Origin of the sequence: Georgenia sp. TF02-10 (assembly GCF_022759505.1) — a bacterium.
Classification (GTDB): Bacteria; Actinomycetota; Actinomycetes; order Actinomycetales; family Actinomycetaceae; genus TF02-10.
In genome coordinates this window covers 2,673,164-2,688,155 of sequence record NZ_CP094289.1, presented here as the reverse complement: position 1 = coordinate 2,688,155, position 14,992 = coordinate 2,673,164, and the positions used below count along the sequence as shown (strand labels likewise).

The 14,992-nt window shown below is 71.4% G+C and carries 17 protein-coding genes and 1 pseudogene; 14 read left to right on the top strand and 4 right to left on the bottom strand.

Translation table 11 applies throughout. From position 1 onward, the window contains the following. The first annotated feature begins 139 nt into the window (after positions 1–139). The 6 genes and pseudogenes from MF406_RS12135 (at position 140) to MF406_RS12110 (ending at position 4,678) form a co-directional block, all read left to right on the top strand. Entirely contained in the window at positions 140–1,078 is a 939-nt protein-coding gene (locus tag MF406_RS12135; protein ID WP_242893946.1) for a carbohydrate ABC transporter permease, read from the top strand. Continuing rightward, positions 1,075–1,860, top strand: a complete 786-nt coding sequence (locus MF406_RS12130; RefSeq protein ID WP_242893933.1) for a carbohydrate ABC transporter permease — start codon at positions 1,075–1,077, stop codon at positions 1,858–1,860. Before MF406_RS12135 ends, MF406_RS12130 begins: the two co-directional genes overlap by 4 nt. Positions 1,861–1,911: 51 nt before the next feature. Continuing rightward, positions 1,912–2,952, top strand: a complete 1,041-nt coding sequence (locus tag MF406_RS12125) for an IS630 family transposase (RefSeq protein ID WP_242892089.1) — start codon at positions 1,912–1,914, stop codon at positions 2,950–2,952. A gap of 34 nt (positions 2,953–2,986) precedes the next feature. Next, positions 2,987–3,112: pseudogene (locus MF406_RS12120) on the top strand (carbohydrate ABC transporter permease); the annotation flags it as partial. A gap of 1 nt (position 3,113) precedes the next feature. Continuing rightward, complete coding sequence (locus MF406_RS12115; RefSeq protein ID WP_242893930.1) at positions 3,114–3,797, top strand: ferredoxin-NADPH reductase; 684 nt, start codon at positions 3,114–3,116, stop codon at positions 3,795–3,797. After that, positions 3,794–4,678: a ThuA domain-containing protein gene (locus MF406_RS12110; RefSeq protein WP_242893927.1), complete on the top strand. Its 885-nt coding sequence runs from the start codon at positions 3,794–3,796 to the stop codon at positions 4,676–4,678. Before MF406_RS12115 ends, MF406_RS12110 begins: the two co-directional genes overlap by 4 nt. Positions 4,679–4,773: 95 nt before the next feature. Here MF406_RS12110 and MF406_RS12105 read toward each other — a convergent pair whose 3' ends face one another. The 3 genes from MF406_RS12105 to MF406_RS12095 are packed head-to-tail and all read right to left on the bottom strand — an operon-like array spanning position 4,774 to position 5,882. Continuing rightward, entirely contained in the window at positions 4,774–5,097 is a 324-nt protein-coding gene (locus MF406_RS12105) for a hypothetical protein (RefSeq protein WP_242893924.1), read from the bottom strand. 6 nt (positions 5,098–5,103) lie between these two features. Continuing rightward, positions 5,104–5,454: a hypothetical protein gene (locus MF406_RS12100; RefSeq protein ID WP_242893921.1), complete on the bottom strand. Its 351-nt coding sequence runs from the start codon at positions 5,452–5,454 to the stop codon at positions 5,104–5,106. After that, positions 5,451–5,882 (bottom strand): hypothetical protein, encoded by a 432-nt coding sequence (locus tag MF406_RS12095; RefSeq protein ID WP_242893918.1) that lies wholly within the window; start codon positions 5,880–5,882, stop codon positions 5,451–5,453. The genes MF406_RS12100 and MF406_RS12095 overlap by 4 nt, the downstream gene beginning before the upstream one ends. A 119-nt stretch (positions 5,883–6,001) precedes the next feature. Between MF406_RS12095 and MF406_RS12090 the strand changes: the two genes are divergently transcribed. The 8 genes from MF406_RS12090 (at position 6,002) to MF406_RS12055 (ending at position 14,010) form a co-directional block, all read left to right on the top strand. Continuing rightward, the gene (locus tag MF406_RS12090; RefSeq protein ID WP_242893916.1) at positions 6,002–8,032 is read left to right on the top strand and encodes an HNH endonuclease signature motif containing protein; all 2,031 of its coding nucleotides are present in this window, start codon (positions 6,002–6,004) and stop codon (positions 8,030–8,032) included. A 301-nt stretch (positions 8,033–8,333) separates the two neighbouring features. Beyond that, complete coding sequence (locus tag MF406_RS12085) at positions 8,334–8,777, top strand: hypothetical protein (RefSeq protein ID WP_242893913.1); 444 nt, start codon at positions 8,334–8,336, stop codon at positions 8,775–8,777. Between the two features lie 92 nt (positions 8,778–8,869). Continuing rightward, the gene (locus MF406_RS12080) at positions 8,870–9,112 is read left to right on the top strand and encodes a helix-turn-helix transcriptional regulator (protein WP_242893911.1); all 243 of its coding nucleotides are present in this window, start codon (positions 8,870–8,872) and stop codon (positions 9,110–9,112) included. Then, positions 9,109–9,651 carry a hypothetical protein gene (locus MF406_RS12075; protein ID WP_242893909.1) on the top strand — a complete coding sequence of 181 codons (543 nt, stop codon included), beginning with the start codon at positions 9,109–9,111 and terminating at the stop codon, positions 9,649–9,651. The genes MF406_RS12080 and MF406_RS12075 overlap by 4 nt, the downstream gene beginning before the upstream one ends. A 581-nt stretch (positions 9,652–10,232) precedes the next feature. Then, positions 10,233–11,261, top strand: coding sequence for an NAD(P)-dependent alcohol dehydrogenase (locus tag MF406_RS12070; protein WP_242893906.1), 1,029 nt, complete (start codon positions 10,233–10,235; stop codon positions 11,259–11,261). Positions 11,262–11,306: 45 nt separating this feature from the next. Next, entirely contained in the window at positions 11,307–11,897 is a 591-nt protein-coding gene (locus MF406_RS12065) for a gluconate 2-dehydrogenase subunit 3 family protein (RefSeq protein ID WP_242893903.1), read from the top strand. After that, positions 11,894–13,459: a GMC family oxidoreductase gene (locus MF406_RS12060; RefSeq protein ID WP_242893901.1), complete on the top strand. Its 1,566-nt coding sequence runs from the start codon at positions 11,894–11,896 to the stop codon at positions 13,457–13,459. Before MF406_RS12065 ends, MF406_RS12060 begins: the two co-directional genes overlap by 4 nt. A 29-nt stretch (positions 13,460–13,488) precedes the next feature. Then, a complete protein-coding gene (locus MF406_RS12055) occupies positions 13,489–14,010 on the top strand; it encodes a YbhB/YbcL family Raf kinase inhibitor-like protein (protein WP_242893898.1) in 522 nt (173 codons plus the stop codon). Positions 14,011–14,048: 38 nt separating this feature from the next. On the opposite strand, the gene MF406_RS12050 is transcribed toward MF406_RS12055, so the two are convergent. Further along, positions 14,049–14,858 carry an IclR family transcriptional regulator gene (locus tag MF406_RS12050; protein ID WP_242893895.1) on the bottom strand — a complete coding sequence of 270 codons (810 nt, stop codon included), beginning with the start codon at positions 14,856–14,858 and terminating at the stop codon, positions 14,049–14,051. Between the last annotated feature and the right edge of the window lie 134 nt (positions 14,859–14,992).

Below are 14,992 nucleotides of genomic sequence, written 5' to 3'. Positions count from 1 at the left end.
CGCTCCACCAACGGCGCGCCGCCTGCCGCCACCGCTCCCGGTGCACACTTCCCGTGCCCCGCTCCCGGTGCACACTTCCCGTGCACCGCTACCCGTCCCCGCACCGCTGCCTCGCGCCGGCTCCGCCGAGGAGGAAAAGATGGCCACCGCTACCGCCACACCCGCCGGTACGCGCTCCAAGAAACCCGCCGGTACCTACTCCAACAAGCGCCAGGTGCGCCGCAACACCCTCATCGGCTGGTCCTTCCTGCTGCCGAACTTTCTCGGGTTCGCGCTGCTCACCCTCGTCCCGGTCGTGGCGACGTTCGGCATCGCGTTCACCGAGTGGGACTCCTACAGCACCCCGGAGTTCCTCGGGCTGGACAACTTCGAGCGGCTCCTCACCGACAACAACTTCCGGACCGCGCTGCTGAACACGCTGTACTACGCCGCCGGGCACATCCCGATCACGCTCGCCGTCTCCCTCGGCCTGGCCCTGCTGCTCAACCGCAAGCTGCGCGGCGTGAACTTCTTCCGCACCGCCGCGTTCTTCCCCTACATCACCTCGATCGTCGCCGTGGCGGTCGTGTGGAACATGCTGTTCAACCCCTCCCAGGGCCCGGTCAACCAGCTCCTCACCGGCCTCGGCATCGACAACCCGCCCGGCTGGACCTCGAGCCCGCAGTGGGCGATGCCCGCCGTCATCATCACCAGCGTGTGGCGGGACATGGGCTACTACATGATCCTCTTCCTCGCCGGGCTGCAGACGGTCCCGCCCGAGCTCTACGAGGCCGCGAAGATGGACGGCGCGAACGCCTGGCAGCGGTTCCGCAACGTCACCCTGCCGTCCCTGCGGCCGACGACGTTCTTCGTGCTGATGATGCTCACCATCGGCAGCTTCAAGGTGTTCGACCTCATCGTCGTCATGACCGACGGCGGACCCGGCCGGAGCACCCTCGTGCTCTCCCAGCTGATCTACCGGGAGGGCATCGTCAACGGCCGGTTCGGCTACTCCTCGGCGATCTCGCTCGTGCTGTTCGTCCTGGTCCTGGGCGTGAGCATCCTGCAGTACCGCCGCAACCAGAAGCTGGAGGCATGATGGCCACGCTCACCGGAGCCCCTCCGGGCACCGCCCCCGCCCAGCTCCAGAAGGCCGGCCCGCCGCGCGGGCCGTCCCGCCGGGCCGGCGGCCTCGGCAGGATCGTCGGCTACCTGCTCCTGGTCGTCGTCGCGCTGGCGGTCATGATCCCCTTCGCCTGGATGATCTCCTCCTCGCTGAAGAACAACAACCAGGTCTTCACGGTGCCGATCAAGTGGATCCCGGAAGAGCTGAAGCTGTCGAACTACACGGAGATCTGGTCCCGGATCCCGCTGCTGACCTACCTGCGCAACTCCGCGTTCCTGGCCGTGACGATCACGTTCCTGCAGGTGCTGACAGGAAGCTTCGCGGCCTACGGGTTCACCAAGGTCCGGTTCCCGGGCCGGGACGCCCTGTTCCTGGCCTACATCGCCACCATCGCCGTGCCGTGGCAGGCCTACATGATCCCGCAATACATCATGATGCGGAAGGCGGGCCTGACGAACACCCACCTGGCGCTCATCCTGCTGCAGGCGTTCAGCGCCTTCGGGGTGTTCCTCATGCGCCAGTACTACCAGTCGGTCCCGGACGAGATCGTCGAGGCCGCGCGGATCGACGGGCTCAGCGAGTGGGCGATCTACCGGCGCATCATGCTCCCGCTCTCGGTGCCCGCCATCGCGAGCCTGAGCCTGCTGACCTTCGTCAACACGTGGAACGACTACATGGGGCCGTTCATCTACCTCACCGACAACAAGCTCTGGACGGTGCAGCTCGGGCTGCGCTCCTTCGTCGGCCAGTACTAAGGCGGTCGTAAGTAGGTCGACTCCGGCGGCCTTTTCTGCCATAATGGTTCTATGCGCGACAACGACGGCCGGAAGCTGGACCACGCCACCTTGGAGCAGATGCGGTTCCGCGCGGTGGACGCGGTAGAGGCCGGGGCCCACCCGGAAGATGTCGCGAAGATGCTGGGGATGCACGCGAAAACGGTGTACGGGTGGTTGGCCAGAGCGCGTGAGGGTGGCCGGGATGCGTTGAAGGCCAAACCGGTCCCGGGTCGGCCACCAAAGCTGGACGGAAGCCAGCTGCGCCGGCTTTACACACTGATCGTCGGGACCAACCCGCGCCAGCTCCAGTTCGACTTCGAGCTGTGGACCCGGGCGATGGTGCGTGAGGTGATCCGGCGCGAGTTCGGGGTGCACCTGTCGGAGGTGTCCGTGGGCCGGTTGCTCAGGAAGCTCGGCCTGTCGCCCCAGCGCCCGCTGTGGCGGGCCTGGCAGGCCGACCCCGAGGCGGTGGAGCGGTGGAAGGCGGAGGAGTTCCCCGCGATCCGGGCGGCGGCCAAGGCCGAGGGCGCGACGGTGTACTTCGCGGACGAGGCCGGCATCCGCTCGGACTACCACGCCGGGACCACCTGGGCCCCGGTCGGGCGCACCCCGGTGGTCAAGGCCACCGGGGCCCGGCACTCCCTGAACATGATCTCCGCGCTCACCCCCGCCGGAAAGCTGCGGTTCGCCACCTACACCGGCTCCTTCACCGCCGACCAGTTCATCAGCTTCTGCAAGAAGCTGCTCGCCGACACCGGCCGCGACGGCGGCGGCGGGGTGTACCTGGTCGTCGACGGTCACTCCACCCACAAGGCCAAGAAGGTCAAGGAGTTCATCGCCTCCACCGACGGCCGGCTGAAGGTGTTCATCCTGCCCGCCTACTCACCACAGCTCAACCCCGACGAGTGGGTCTGGAAGAACGTCAAGCACGACCGCGTCGGGCGCACCGCCCCACGCACCGCCGAGGAGTTCAAGAGCAACGTCATCGCCGCGCTCCACCGCCTCCAGAAACTACCGCACCTGGTACGCGGGTTCTTCGCCGATCCAGATCTCCGCTACATCACCGCATAACGGACCGGAGTCGACTTACTTACGTTCTCCTTAGTACGACGCCGAGCACGCCATGATCATGACCGGCTCGGTGATCTCGGTGCTGCCCATCCTGGTGATCTTCCTGCTCGGCCAGCGGTACTTCATCCAGGGCATCGCCACGAGCGGTTTGAAGGGCTGACATGTCCCGGGTCTCCTTCGAGGGCTGGTCCCTGGTCTTCTCGGCGGTGTACGCCGCCCTGGTGACGAACGTGCTGCTGGCGGTGGCCTGCGCGCCGCTCCTCCTGCCGCTGGCGGTGGTCACCGAGCCGGCGGCGTCCTGGCCGCTGTTCCTGGCGCTGGGGGTCTGCGTGGCCCCGGCCCTGTGCGCGGCGGCCGCCGTCTTCCGGGAGCTGACGGAGGAGGGCACCACCACGGCGGTGCGCACCTTCGCCCGAGCCTGGGTCCGCACGCTGCCGCGCGCGGTGGCGGTCGGCGCCGTCGTCGCCGTCGCCCTCGGCGTGCTGTGGACCGACGCGATGATGGTGGGGCCGACGGCGGCCGGCCCGGTGCTCGTCCCGCTGTTCCTGGTCCTCGGGCTGCTCGCACTGGCCACCGGCGTGCTCACGCTCGTCGCCCTGGCCGAGGCGCCCGCCGCCCGGCTGCCGGACCTGCTCCGGGCGGCGGTGTACCTGACGGTGCGGCGCGGGCACCTCACCCTGGTCTCCCTGGTGGTGCTGGGCCTGCTCGCCGCCGTGGTCCTGACCCGCCCGGCCATCGGCATCGGCCTGGCCGCGGCCCCGCTGCTCTACGTCGTCTGGGCCAACTCCCGGGCCGCGCTGCGCCCGGTGCTCCCGGCCGGCGCCGAGCCGGCGGTGGCCGGATGACCCGCCGCGCCCTGCTCCTTCTCGGCCGGGGCCGGTACGAGGACCCCTGGCACGACTACGCCGCCACCGCCCAGCGCGTCGCCGCCGTGCTCGCCGGCCAGGGCGTGCAGCCGGAGCTCCGCAGCCTCTTCCCCGACGCCCTCGCCGGGGCACGGCCCGGCGGGGAGGACCAGCCCGCCGCGAGCCGTGCGGACCAGCCCACCGAGGGGGCCGCCGACGGCGAGCGGGTCGGCGTGGGGGACCGGCCCACCGAGCGGGTCGGCGTGGGGGACCGGCCCACCGAGCGGGTCGGCGTGGGGGACCGGCCCACCGAGCGGACCGCCGAGACGCCCCCCGGCGAGGACCACCCCTGGGACCTGGTGGTGGTCCTCGCCGGCCGAGGCCGCACCGACCCCGGCTTCGACGGCGACGACGACGCCTGGGTTCCCTTCCACGACCAGCTCGCCGCGCTCGTCGCCGGCGGCACGGCGCTGCTGGGCATCCACGCCGCGGCGAACACCTTCGCCGACCACCCGGGCTGGCCCGAGCTCCTCGGTGGCCGCTGGGTGCCCGGGACCTCGATGCACCCGCCGATCGGCCCGGCCATCTTCCGGCCCACCGGCCGCGACCACCCGGTGACCCGCGGCCTGCCGCCGGTGGAGACGTATGACGAGCGGTACTGCCGGCTGGTCGTCGCCCCCACCAGCGAGGTGCTGCTGACCACGGAGCACGACGGCGTGTCGCACCCGGTCGTGTGGGCAGCGTCGCCCGCCGGCGCGGACCGGCCCGGCCTGGGGCGGGTCCTCTACGACGGGCTCGGCCACGACGTGCGCTCCTACGACAGCCCGACCCGCCGGGAGCTGCTGGCCCGGGAGGTGGCCTGGCTGCTGCGCCGGGCCTGATCCCGCCGGTCGCCGGCCGCCGTCAGCGCGGCGCGGTCCGGCGGCTTCTCGTCGTCACCGTCACTGGGCTGACCCGGGGCGACCGACCAGCGCCGTCAGCGCGGCACGGTCCGGCGGCGCCACACGGCCACCGCCGCGCCGGCGGCGAGCATCGCGGCCGCCCCCCACAGCGCCGGGACCGTGGGCGCGGCGGTGGCGGACCCGAACAGCACGGCGTTGGCGGCCGCCGTCGCCGCGAGCACGGCGAGGATCCCGACCCCGGCGACGACGGCGGCCTGGCCCACCCGGTCACGGACGAGCCGGCGCAGCAGGTCGGCCGCGATGAGCAGCCCGGCGGCAACGCCCATGCCGAAGGTCACCTCGGCCACCTCGGCCGGGACGTCGGGCCGGGCGAGGCGGGCGGCCAGCAGGACCACCACCGCGCACTACACCACGGCGACGGCGAGCGCCTGGCCCAGCTGCCAGGTCAACGGCAGGGGCCGGCCGCGGTCCTGCCGCCGGCGCGGGATGAAGCCCCACGCCTGCGCGGTCAGGTACCGCCGGGCCAGCGCGCCGAGGCCGACCAGCGCTGCGCCGGCGACCAGCGGCGGCAGCCAGCTCGCGGATGCGAACCACACCAGGGCGGCCAGGCCGAGGCCGGCGTACGGCCCGGTCAGCGCGCCGACCACGGTGGCGGCCCGGAAGAGGCGACGCGCCGGGGGCACGTCGAGCGGGTGGACGAGGGGTCGGACCGCCGGGTCGGGCAGGTCGACGATCTCGGGGATCTGCGGGTTCATGGTTGCCTCCAGGGCACTACGTCGATGTAGGGGCCGCTCAGGCTGCCCCGGGTGAGGTCGTAGACCTTCTGGCGGGAGACCCCCAGGTGGGCGGCGACAGCGACCGCGCTGAGGTCCTCGAGGAGGGCGTTGGTCGCCGCCGCCCGCACCGCCGAGGCACGGGAGTTCAGGTGCGCGGCCAGGGCGCTGACCTCGGCGGCCAGCAGGGCGGCGGCCAGCGGACCACCGAACGCCGTGGCCCAGTCTGCCCGGCCGGTCGCTGCCGCGGCGTAGAGGGCGTCGCCGCCGTCGGCCAGGACCTCCTGGACCAGGCCGACCGGGACGCCGCTGTCGAGGAAGCGGTCGCGGACCGTCCGGCGCTGGTCGGCCGGACGGTGCGCGAGGATCGCCTCCCACTCCCGGGTGTCAACCCCGGGTTGCACTGCCATGGCCGGAACCCTCCCGCCCGTCCCGATCGTGTGTCAACCCCCGGGTGACAAACTCCTTCTGCCCACCGCTGTGGGTGAGGCTCGGGTCGATGTCGGTGGGTGCGGGTACCGTCATACACATGTTCGAGGAGGAGCGCGAGGCCGGTGCCGGCGGGAGTGCCGACGGCGCTGGGCCCGGTCCGGGCACCGGGCCGGACCGGCGCGCGCTCGAGCGGCCGAGCCGGGTGGAGTCGGTGCTGCTGATGCTGCTGCACCAGGCCGCCCGGGAGCGACGGGCACCGGCCGGGGTGGACCTGGTGGCCCTCTCGGACCAGAAGGTGCCGGGGCACGCACCGGCGGGCGCCGATCGTGCCGCGCTGCCGGCGGACAAGGCGGACCTGGAGGAGGAGGAAGCCGGAACCGACGTCGTCGGCGCTGCTGCCAGCACGGACGCCGACGTCTCCGGTACGACGGCCGGAACCGGCGTCGCCGCCACCACCGGAGACGCCGGCGCGGAGACCGACACCGGCACCCTGACCGGCACGGACACCGACGCCGCCCGACTGGCCCGGGCACAGGGTCTGGCGGGGTTGGACCTGGCCGGTGTGCTGGAGGGGGTGGACCCGGCCGGGCAGGGAGCCGCGGACCTGGTGGAGATGGCCTGGAACTGGTCGCGGGTGCTGTCCTGGGCCTACGCCCGCCGGGGGGAGGCCCTGGCCGAGCTGGCCGCGCTGGCCTCCCGGGAGTCCCCCGGGATGGCGCCGGGCGGGCACTGGGCCGGCGGGTACGTGCCGGTGGCCACCGAGGTCGGGATGCGGCTGGGGATCACCCGGCAGGCGGCGACGAGGCTGGTGCGCACCGGGGTGCTGCTGAACGGGATGCTGACCGGGACCGGGCTGGCCCTGGAGGGCGGGGCGCTGGACCCGGCCAAGGCCGAGCTGATCGCCACCACCCTGGCCGACAGCCCGCACCCGGTCGCGCACGACGTGGAAGACATCGTGCTGCCGGGGGCGCTGGGGCGGACCCCGACCCAGCTCAAGGGGGACCTGGCCCGGGCGCTGATCACCGTGGACCCGGTCGATGCGGAGCGGCGGGCGAAGGTGGCGAGGGCGGGTCGGCGGGTGTGCCACCCCAAGGCGATGGCCGACGGGATGGCCTCGATCTACGCGGTGCTCCCGGCGGGGGACGCGATCGCGGTGGACCTGGCCCTGGACGGCGCGGCCCGGGCGGCCAAGGCCGCCGGGGACAGCCGGACGATGGACCAGCTCCGCGCAGACACCCTCACCGCCGTCGGCGTCAACGCCTTGATCACCGGCCAGATCGCCACCACCACCCCCAGCAGCGGCAGCGCCGAGGGCGCCGGCGGGCCTGCGCCCGGCCCCGGCACGCCTGACCGGACCACGAGCGACCCGCCCACCACGACCGGGGGGCACGCCGTGGCGGGCGCCAGCGCCGGTGAGACCAGCCCTGACCTCTCCGGACCGACCGGAGCAGAACCAGGCCCTGGCGGGGGTGACGCCGGTCCGTCCGGCAGCGGACCGCCCGACACCCCTGCCCCGCCGGCAGAGCCGGTACCGCCGCCGGGGATTGCCGAGGGTGAGCGGCCGGTGGCGCCGTTGCCGGCGATGCCGGTGACGCCGGTGCGGGTCGACGTCACCGTCCCGCTGACCACCCTGCTCGGCGGGCACGAGCCCGGCCTGCTGCACGGCTACGGACCCGTCGACGCCGGCACCGCCCGCGCCCTGGCCGCCGGCGGGACCTGGCGCCGCCTGGTCACCGACCCCCTCTCCGGCACCGTCCTGGACCTCGGCCGCACCCGCTACCGGCCCCCCGCCGACCTCGCCGACCTCGTCCGCACCCGCGACGGCACCTGCGTACGCGGCGGCTGCGCCACCCCCGCCACCCGCTGCGAGCTCGACCACGACCTGCCCTGGGCCGCCGGCGGCACCACCTCCTTCGACACCCTGTCGGCCAAGTGCAAGGTCGACCACCAGCTCAAGACCTGCGGCGACTTCATCGTCCAGCCCCACGGCCCCGGCACCTACGACTGGACCTCCCGCCTGACCGGCCTGACCTACCGCCGCCACCCCGACGGCGCCACCACCTACCAGCCCCTCAACCCCAACGACGACCCCCGGCGCAGTACCCAGGACGACCAGCCTCCCTTCTGATCGTCTGATCTCGGTGAACGCCGGCAACGGATCGGCCTCGAGATGGCCCGCGAGGGGAGCAGCACCTCCTGCTGCACGTCCTGCGCCCCGAGGCCGAAGAGCAGGACGGTGCCGCCTACCTCGGTCCGCCCAGCGGCACAGGGCCAGCTCCGCCGAAGCGCCGGACGGCCCGGGGGCTCAAGGGCACGATGTCCGGACGCGACACTCGGCCGTGACGAGACGCGAGACCCGGGCGGGACGATCTGGCCGGCGAGCCGCCAGCGATGCTGGCGTGACGCCGCCGATCTGGTGAGGATGGCGTATGGGCGAGCTGCCGGCCGAGGCCCGGGACCGCGTGCGGGCGATGGCGCTGACGCTGGTCGGCGCGCTGGTGCTGTTCGGTGTCGTCGTCGGCCTCTACGCGCTCCTCGTCGGGTTCGACCGGCTCGAGGAGGCCCCGGTCAAGGCCGTGGCCCGCGCGGGGGAGCGAGAGCTGGTGGTCCAGTACGTCGGTGGCACTCCGGGATGCGGGGACCCGGACGGCGTCACCGTCGACGAGTCCGACGACGCCGTCGTCCTGACCGGCCGCACCGTGCTCCGGCACGCCACGCGCTGGGGTGGCTACGCCTGCCCGGCGGTCGAGGTCCCCATGCTGACGACGGTCCGGCTGGCGGATCCGCTGGAGGGACGGCCGGTCCGCGACGGCGTCCGGGAGGTCGAGGTAACCGTGCACGACGACGTCGCCGCTCTGGTCGAGGCGAGCTGACAGCCGCCGCCAAGCCGTTGGAGCGGCGCCCGGTCTCCGGCTCGTGTCAAGAACTCTTGACCCTAGATGTCAAGGATGGCTAACATCGGCGCATGGTTCCCCGGCAGTCGAGCGACGCGACAGGTGCGACCAACCCCGTGCGAGTGCGCCGCACGGAGCGCCGTCTCACCCAGGCCGAGCTCGCCGCCCAGGTGAGGGTGAGCCGGCAGACGATCATCGCCGTCGAGCAGGGCAGCTACGCCCCCTCGGTGTACCTGGCGCTGCGGATCGCCCGCGCGCTCGGCGCGACGGTCGAGGACCTGTTCATCGAGGACGGACGAGAGGCGAGACGATGACCCGCAAGGACAGCAGGCTGGAGAAGGCCGCCAGCCGGATCATGGACCTGGACAGCCCCGCCTACGGCGACGAGCGCGAGCGGGCGGTGTCGATGGAGGCGAGAGCCTACGGGATCACCGTCGGCATCTATCTCTCCCTCGTGGTCGCCCTGGTCTCCGCCATCCTCGGGCAGGTGCTGCTCGCGGTGGTGCTCCTCCTGACGATGTCCCTGCCGAACTGGGCGGCCATCTGGTACGCCCGGCGCCACGACGTGGACATCGAGGAGCTCTTCACCCGGGTCGACGTCCGGTCCCGGGTGCCGCACGTCGCCGCCGTGGTCGGTGGCTTCCTGCTGGTCCTGGGCGCTGCCGCGTACACCCTCGCCACCGGGCACGGGCTGGTGCCGCTGGAGGTGCATGTCGACACCAGCCATGGCTTCGGGAAGGGGTTCGTGTGGGGTGCGGTGATTGGCGCGATCGGCGGCGCCGCCGTCGCCGCCGTGCAGCTCCTCCGCAAGACCAGCCGGGACGCGGGTCCGCAGGCCGAGGCAGCGGACTGAGGGGCCTCGTCTGGACTGTCGTCCCGCGCCAGTGACCCAGCGCGCGGGACGGCGATGACGTCTTGCACAAGCGCGGCGAAGTGATGCTCAAGGTAGAGCCGCGCGGGATGGCCTGTACGCCCTGGTGGCGTTCGACCGCGGGGAGTGCCAGTCCTACACCTCTGCCGAGCGCATTGCCGCCTCGCTGCTCGGTCCTGGGTGGTCGTCCGCGTCCACGACCTAGTCGAGACCGAGACCCCAGCTGGAGCATCCCCAGCCCGGATCCAGTGGGCGGGGGAGGTCGCCGAGGCGTGGCTGCGGCCCCAGCGGTCGACAGTCCGCAGCTCTACCGGCTTGCCCTTGCCCTCGAGCCCGGCCGCCGCTCCCTCGAGATCGAGACGCGGCGCCCCCTCCAGGGCATCAACCGCGCCGCCGAGCGGCCGCGCAGCTGCGATCCGCCTTCTCTGAACAGAAGCGCTCGGCCGTCGGGCTCGAGCAGGCCCTTCTCAGTGGCTGATAACGAATCTGGATAGGCAGGTCCGCTACGGCCGAGACTCTTCGTGCTGCATGGAAGTCAGTGTTGACGAAAGGTGGATCGAACTGTGAAGGCTGTCCGGCTCCACGCCTATCACGAGACGCCGAAGCTCGACGACGTTCCCGAACCGAAGGCCGCAGGGCCCTGGGACGTGCTGGTCGAAGTCGGAGCGGCGGGTCTGTGCCGCACCGACCTGCACATCATCGAGGGCCAGTGGGAACCCATCCAGCACCCGAAGCTGCCCTACATCCTCGGCCACGAGAACGCCGGCTGGGTGCGTGAGGTGGGAAGTGCCGTGACCAACGTCCAGCCCGGGGACACCGTGATCATGCACCCCTTGGTCACGTGCGGGCTGTGCGCCGCGTGCCGGGAAGGGAAAGACTCCCACTGCGAGAATGCCACCTTCCCGGGGCTCAACGTCGACGGCGGCATGGCCGAGTACCTCCTGACCAACGCCCGCGCCGTCGTCAAGCTTGACCCGAGCCTGCACCCGAAGGACATCGCGGCGCTGGCCGACGCTGGGCTCACGGCCTACCACGCGGTCCGCAAGGCCGTGCCGCGGCTGACGCCCGGCACGCATGTCGTCGTGATCGGCTCTGGCGGGCTCGGGCACATCGGCATCCAGTCGCTGGTTGCGCTGACCACGGCCCACATCACCGTTGTGGATCGCTCCGAGCAGGCCCTCCAGCTAGCCAAGGAGCTGGGCGCCAACCAGACCGTCGTCGCGGGCGACGACGACAAGGTGCTGCAGCAGGTCCTCGACATCACCGGCGGTGGCGCCCACGTCGTTCTCGACTTCGTCGCCGAGCAGGGCATGGAGCGCCTCGGCCCGCGGCTCGTGCGCAACCGCGGGGACTACTACGTCATCGGTTACGGCGGGTCCCTCGATCTGCAGACGATCGACATCATCTCCCGCGAGATCAACGTCATCGGCAACCTCGTCGGCACCTACCGGGACCTTGTCGAGCTCATGACGCTCACCGCCGAGGAGAAGATCTCGTTGCACACCACCGTGTACCCCCTCGATGCCTACGCCGACGCCATCAACGACCTTGACCAGGGCCGGCTCGTCGGCCGCGGCATCCTCGTTCCCTGAATCCCCTCAGAACCGGTCCCGGTCAACGAAGATCAGGAGGAACTTGTGACCAACCCAGCCCTCCCCGCCAAGTACCGCCAGCTGAACGCCACACAGATGACGGAGGACGCGAAGCGCGTCCTCGTCCGGGTCATCCGCGTGGCCTTCCCCCACGGCAAGATCCCCGACGGACCCTACGAACGCACCGCCGAGAAGATCCTCGACGAAGCCGCCGAGTCGACATGGTGGCGGGTAGCCCTGACGCAGGGCCTGAACGCGCTCAACGTCCTCTCCGGCGGAGACTTCACCGCCCTTCCCGACGGCGAGGCCCTCGAGGTCTTGCGGAAGGTCGAGGACTCGACCTTCTTCGGCTTCGTCCGGCGCACGACAGTCCTCAACTTCTACGACGACCCCGAGGTGTGGGACTGCCTGGGATACGAGGGGCCGTCCTTCGACAAGGGCGGCTACATCAACCGCGGGTTCAACGACCTTGACTGGCTGCCCGACCCGCGCATCGAGGAGTACGACGGCCCGGAGGAGTTCGTGCCGTACACACCCGGCCGCTTCGCCCCCGCGGTACGCGCGGCCCGGCGCGGACCGGACACCGTCACTCAGCCTGGGCCCACGGAGGCCGAGATCGGAGAGGTGCGCAAGTGAAGGCCATCGACAAGGACGAGGCGGCCGTCGTCATCATCGGCTCCGGGGCAGGCGGCGGCACGGTCGCCTACGAGCTCACCAAGGCGGACATACCGGTCGTGCTGCTCGAGGCGGGACCGTTCCTGAGGAACGAGGACTACGTCAACAACGAGTGGGAAGCGTTCAACCAGATGGCCTGGCTGGACCCGCGCACCACCACCGGCTCGTGGCGCATCGCCCGGGACTTCCCCAACCTGCCGGCCTGGATCGTGAAGGCCGTCGGCGGCTCGACGACCCACTGGTCGGGGGCAACACCCCGGTTCTACGCGCACGAGTTCAAGACACGCAGCATGTACGGCCGCCTCGACGGCGCCTCGCTGCTCGACTGGCCGGTGAGCCTCCAAGACCTGCTGCCGTACTACGACGCCGCCGAGATCAAGATGGGCAGCACCCATCGACACGGCAGGCCGCCCCTGCCCGCCAACAACAACTACAAGGTGCTCGCCGCCGGTGCGGAGAAGGTCGGCTACAAGTTCTGCGCCACCGGTCCCTACGCCACGAACGCCGAACCGTATGACGGGCGCCCTGCGTCCGTCCAAGACGGCTTCAACTTCCAGGGCGACAAGAGCAAGGCGAAGTGGAGCACGCTCGTGAGCGAGGTGCCCAAGGCGCTGAAGACCGGCCTGCTGGACCTGCGTCCGGAGTCGCAGGCCGTGCAGATCACCCATGACGACAAGGGCCGTGTCGACGCGGTGCTCTACATCGACAAGGACGGCAACCTGCACCGCCAGGCAGCTCGTCTGGTCTGCCTCGCGGGCAATGCCATCGAGACCCCGCGGCTGCTGCTGATGTCCGCCAGCCCCGTGTTCCCCGACGGGCTCGCGAACTCCTCCGGCATGGTCGGCAAGAACTACATGCGGCACACCACCGGTTCCGTCTACGCCGAGTTCGACCAGCCCGTCCGGATGTGGCGCGGGGAGACGATGGCGGGCCTCATCGCAGACGAGTCCCGGCACGACCCCGACCGCGGCTTCGCCGGCGGGTACTACATGGAGACCCTCTCCCTGGGCCCGGCCTTCATGGCGAGCTTCGCCGATCCCGGCACGTGGGGGCCGGAGTTCGCCGGCCGGCTGGACGCGATCGAGCGGACCGCCGGCATGTGGATCGTCGGGGAGGACATGCCGCAGGAGTCCAACCGCGTCACCCTCAACTCGACGGTGACCGACCAGCACGGGCTTCCAGTCCCCAACGTCCACTACGACGACCACCCCAACGACGTCGCCATGCGCGAGCACGGCTACCAGCACGCGGAAGAGCTCTACCGCGCCGTCGGGGCCGTCAACGTGTGGAGGACACCGCCCTACCCCAGCACGCACAACATGGGGACCGCGCGGATGAGCGCCAACCCGGCGGACGGGGTCGTCGACGGCTTCGGCCGGTCGCACGACGTGCCGAACCTGTTCATCAGCGACGGCTCCGTCTTCACGACCGGCGCCTCCGCCAACCCCACCTTGACCATCGTCGCGCTTGCCACCCGGCAGGCGGAGCACATCGTCGGCCAGCTCAAGGCTGGCGACCTGTGAGCCACACCCCTTTGGAAGAGGAGACCCACATGGCTAACCCGTACGACCTCATCGCCCAGGTGCCGACCTTCGAGGTCACGAGCAACGACGTCCGTGACGGGGGGAAGTTCGACATCCCGCAGGTCAGCGGCATCCTCGGCGCAGGCGGCCAGGACATCTCGCCGCACCTGTCCTGGCGCGGCTTCCCAGCAGAGACCAAGAGCTTCGCGGTCACCGTCTACGACCCCACTGCGCCCACCGGCAGCGGCTTCTGGCACTGGGCCGTTGCCGATATTCCCGCCTCCGTCACCGAGCTCCCCGCGGGCGCCGGTGATGAGAAGGGCTCGCTCGCCGACGGGGCGTGGCAGCTCAAGAACGACGCCAGCCTCGCCCGCTACATCGGTGCCGCCCCGCCGGCCGGGTCCGGGAAGCACAACTACTACATCGCGGTCCACGCCCTCGACGTCGAGTCCCTGGGCCTGGACAAGGACGCAACACCCGCCTTCCTCGGGTTCAACATGTCTGGACACACGCTCGCCCGAGCCGTGATCACACCCTGGTACCAGCAGTGATCTGACCGCCAGAGCGTCCCGACCCTGAGCCGGTACCTCTAGGACGAGCCTCGTCCGCTGAGGTACCGGCTCATCCTGTTGGCGGCCGCGCGCAGCGCCCGGTCAACCTCGGGTTGGCGGCGGGCGAGCTCGGTCCCGCCCGAGATGGCCACGGACCCCACTATCCGGCCGGCCGAGTCGCGGGCACCCACCGCGGCACAGACGAGGTCGGGCTGGAACTCCTCGTACTCCCAGGCGATCCCCGTCCGGGACACCTTCTCCAGGTGTTCCTCGAGCTCCTCGCTGGAGGTGATCGTCGTCGGCGTCATCGCCGGCATGCCATGGGCGTCCAGGTACTCGCGTCGCTGCTCTGGCGTCATGCCCGCAAGCATGATCTTGCCGAACGCGGTGCCGTGGGCGCCCTCGTGCAGCCCGAAGTCGAGCAGGCGGATCCGCGGCGCCTGGGGAGAGTCGGCTATGTAGGCGACCACGACGTCCGAACCCCGATACACCGTCCAGTAGGCGGCCACATTCAGATCGATGTGGAGCCTGGCCACCGCGGCGCGTACCGCCCGCGGGACACCCAGCTGCCGGTGGAGCGACGTCGCGAGGTGATGGACCTTGAACCCCAGCTCGAAGCGATGCTCGCTGCGGAGGTGGACGAGGTAGTCCTCGTCGACCAGGAGGCGTACCAGCCGGTACACGGTGGGCAACGGCATGTGCGTGGTCGCGGCGATCTCCTTGGCGCTTGCACCGTTGCTGTCCGCCACGGCCTCGAGGATGCGCAGCGCTTTCAGAAGCGCGCCCTCCCCCTCACCCTCGCGGGCTCCTGGGCGATCCTCGGTCACCGTTCGGGCGAGATCTGCCACGCCACACCATCCCCTTCGATGCGAGACCACCAGGCGTACCACTCGGGCGCGGTTCCTGTCGGCACGCCTGAACGCCCCGCGGGGTCGAACCGCCCGTGGTGCGCAGCCTGCGTGGGCCGCGGTCACGGTGGCGA

Coding starts and splice junctions, on each gene's coding strand:
- MF406_RS12135 (WP_242893946.1), top strand. CDS start 140: ATGGCCACCGCTACCGCCACACCCGCCGGTACGCGCTCCAAGAAACCC.
- MF406_RS12130 (WP_242893933.1), top strand. CDS start 1,075: ATGATGGCCACGCTCACCGGAGCCCCTCCGGGCACCGCCCCCGCCCAG.
- MF406_RS12125 (WP_242892089.1), top strand. CDS start 1,912: ATGCGCGACAACGACGGCCGGAAGCTGGACCACGCCACCTTGGAGCAG.
- MF406_RS12115 (WP_242893930.1), top strand. CDS start 3,114: ATGTCCCGGGTCTCCTTCGAGGGCTGGTCCCTGGTCTTCTCGGCGGTG.
- MF406_RS12110 (WP_242893927.1), top strand. CDS start 3,794: ATGACCCGCCGCGCCCTGCTCCTTCTCGGCCGGGGCCGGTACGAGGAC.
- MF406_RS12100 (WP_242893921.1), bottom strand. CDS start 5,454: ATGAACCCGCAGATCCCCGAGATCGTCGACCTGCCCGACCCGGCGGTC.
- MF406_RS12095 (WP_242893918.1), bottom strand. CDS start 5,882: ATGGCAGTGCAACCCGGGGTTGACACCCGGGAGTGGGAGGCGATCCTC.
- MF406_RS12090 (WP_242893916.1), top strand. CDS start 6,002: ATGTTCGAGGAGGAGCGCGAGGCCGGTGCCGGCGGGAGTGCCGACGGC.
- MF406_RS12085 (WP_242893913.1), top strand. CDS start 8,334: ATGGGCGAGCTGCCGGCCGAGGCCCGGGACCGCGTGCGGGCGATGGCG.
- MF406_RS12080 (WP_242893911.1), top strand. CDS start 8,870: ATGGTTCCCCGGCAGTCGAGCGACGCGACAGGTGCGACCAACCCCGTG.
- MF406_RS12075 (WP_242893909.1), top strand. CDS start 9,109: ATGACCCGCAAGGACAGCAGGCTGGAGAAGGCCGCCAGCCGGATCATG.
- MF406_RS12055 (WP_242893898.1), top strand. CDS start 13,489: ATGGCTAACCCGTACGACCTCATCGCCCAGGTGCCGACCTTCGAGGTC.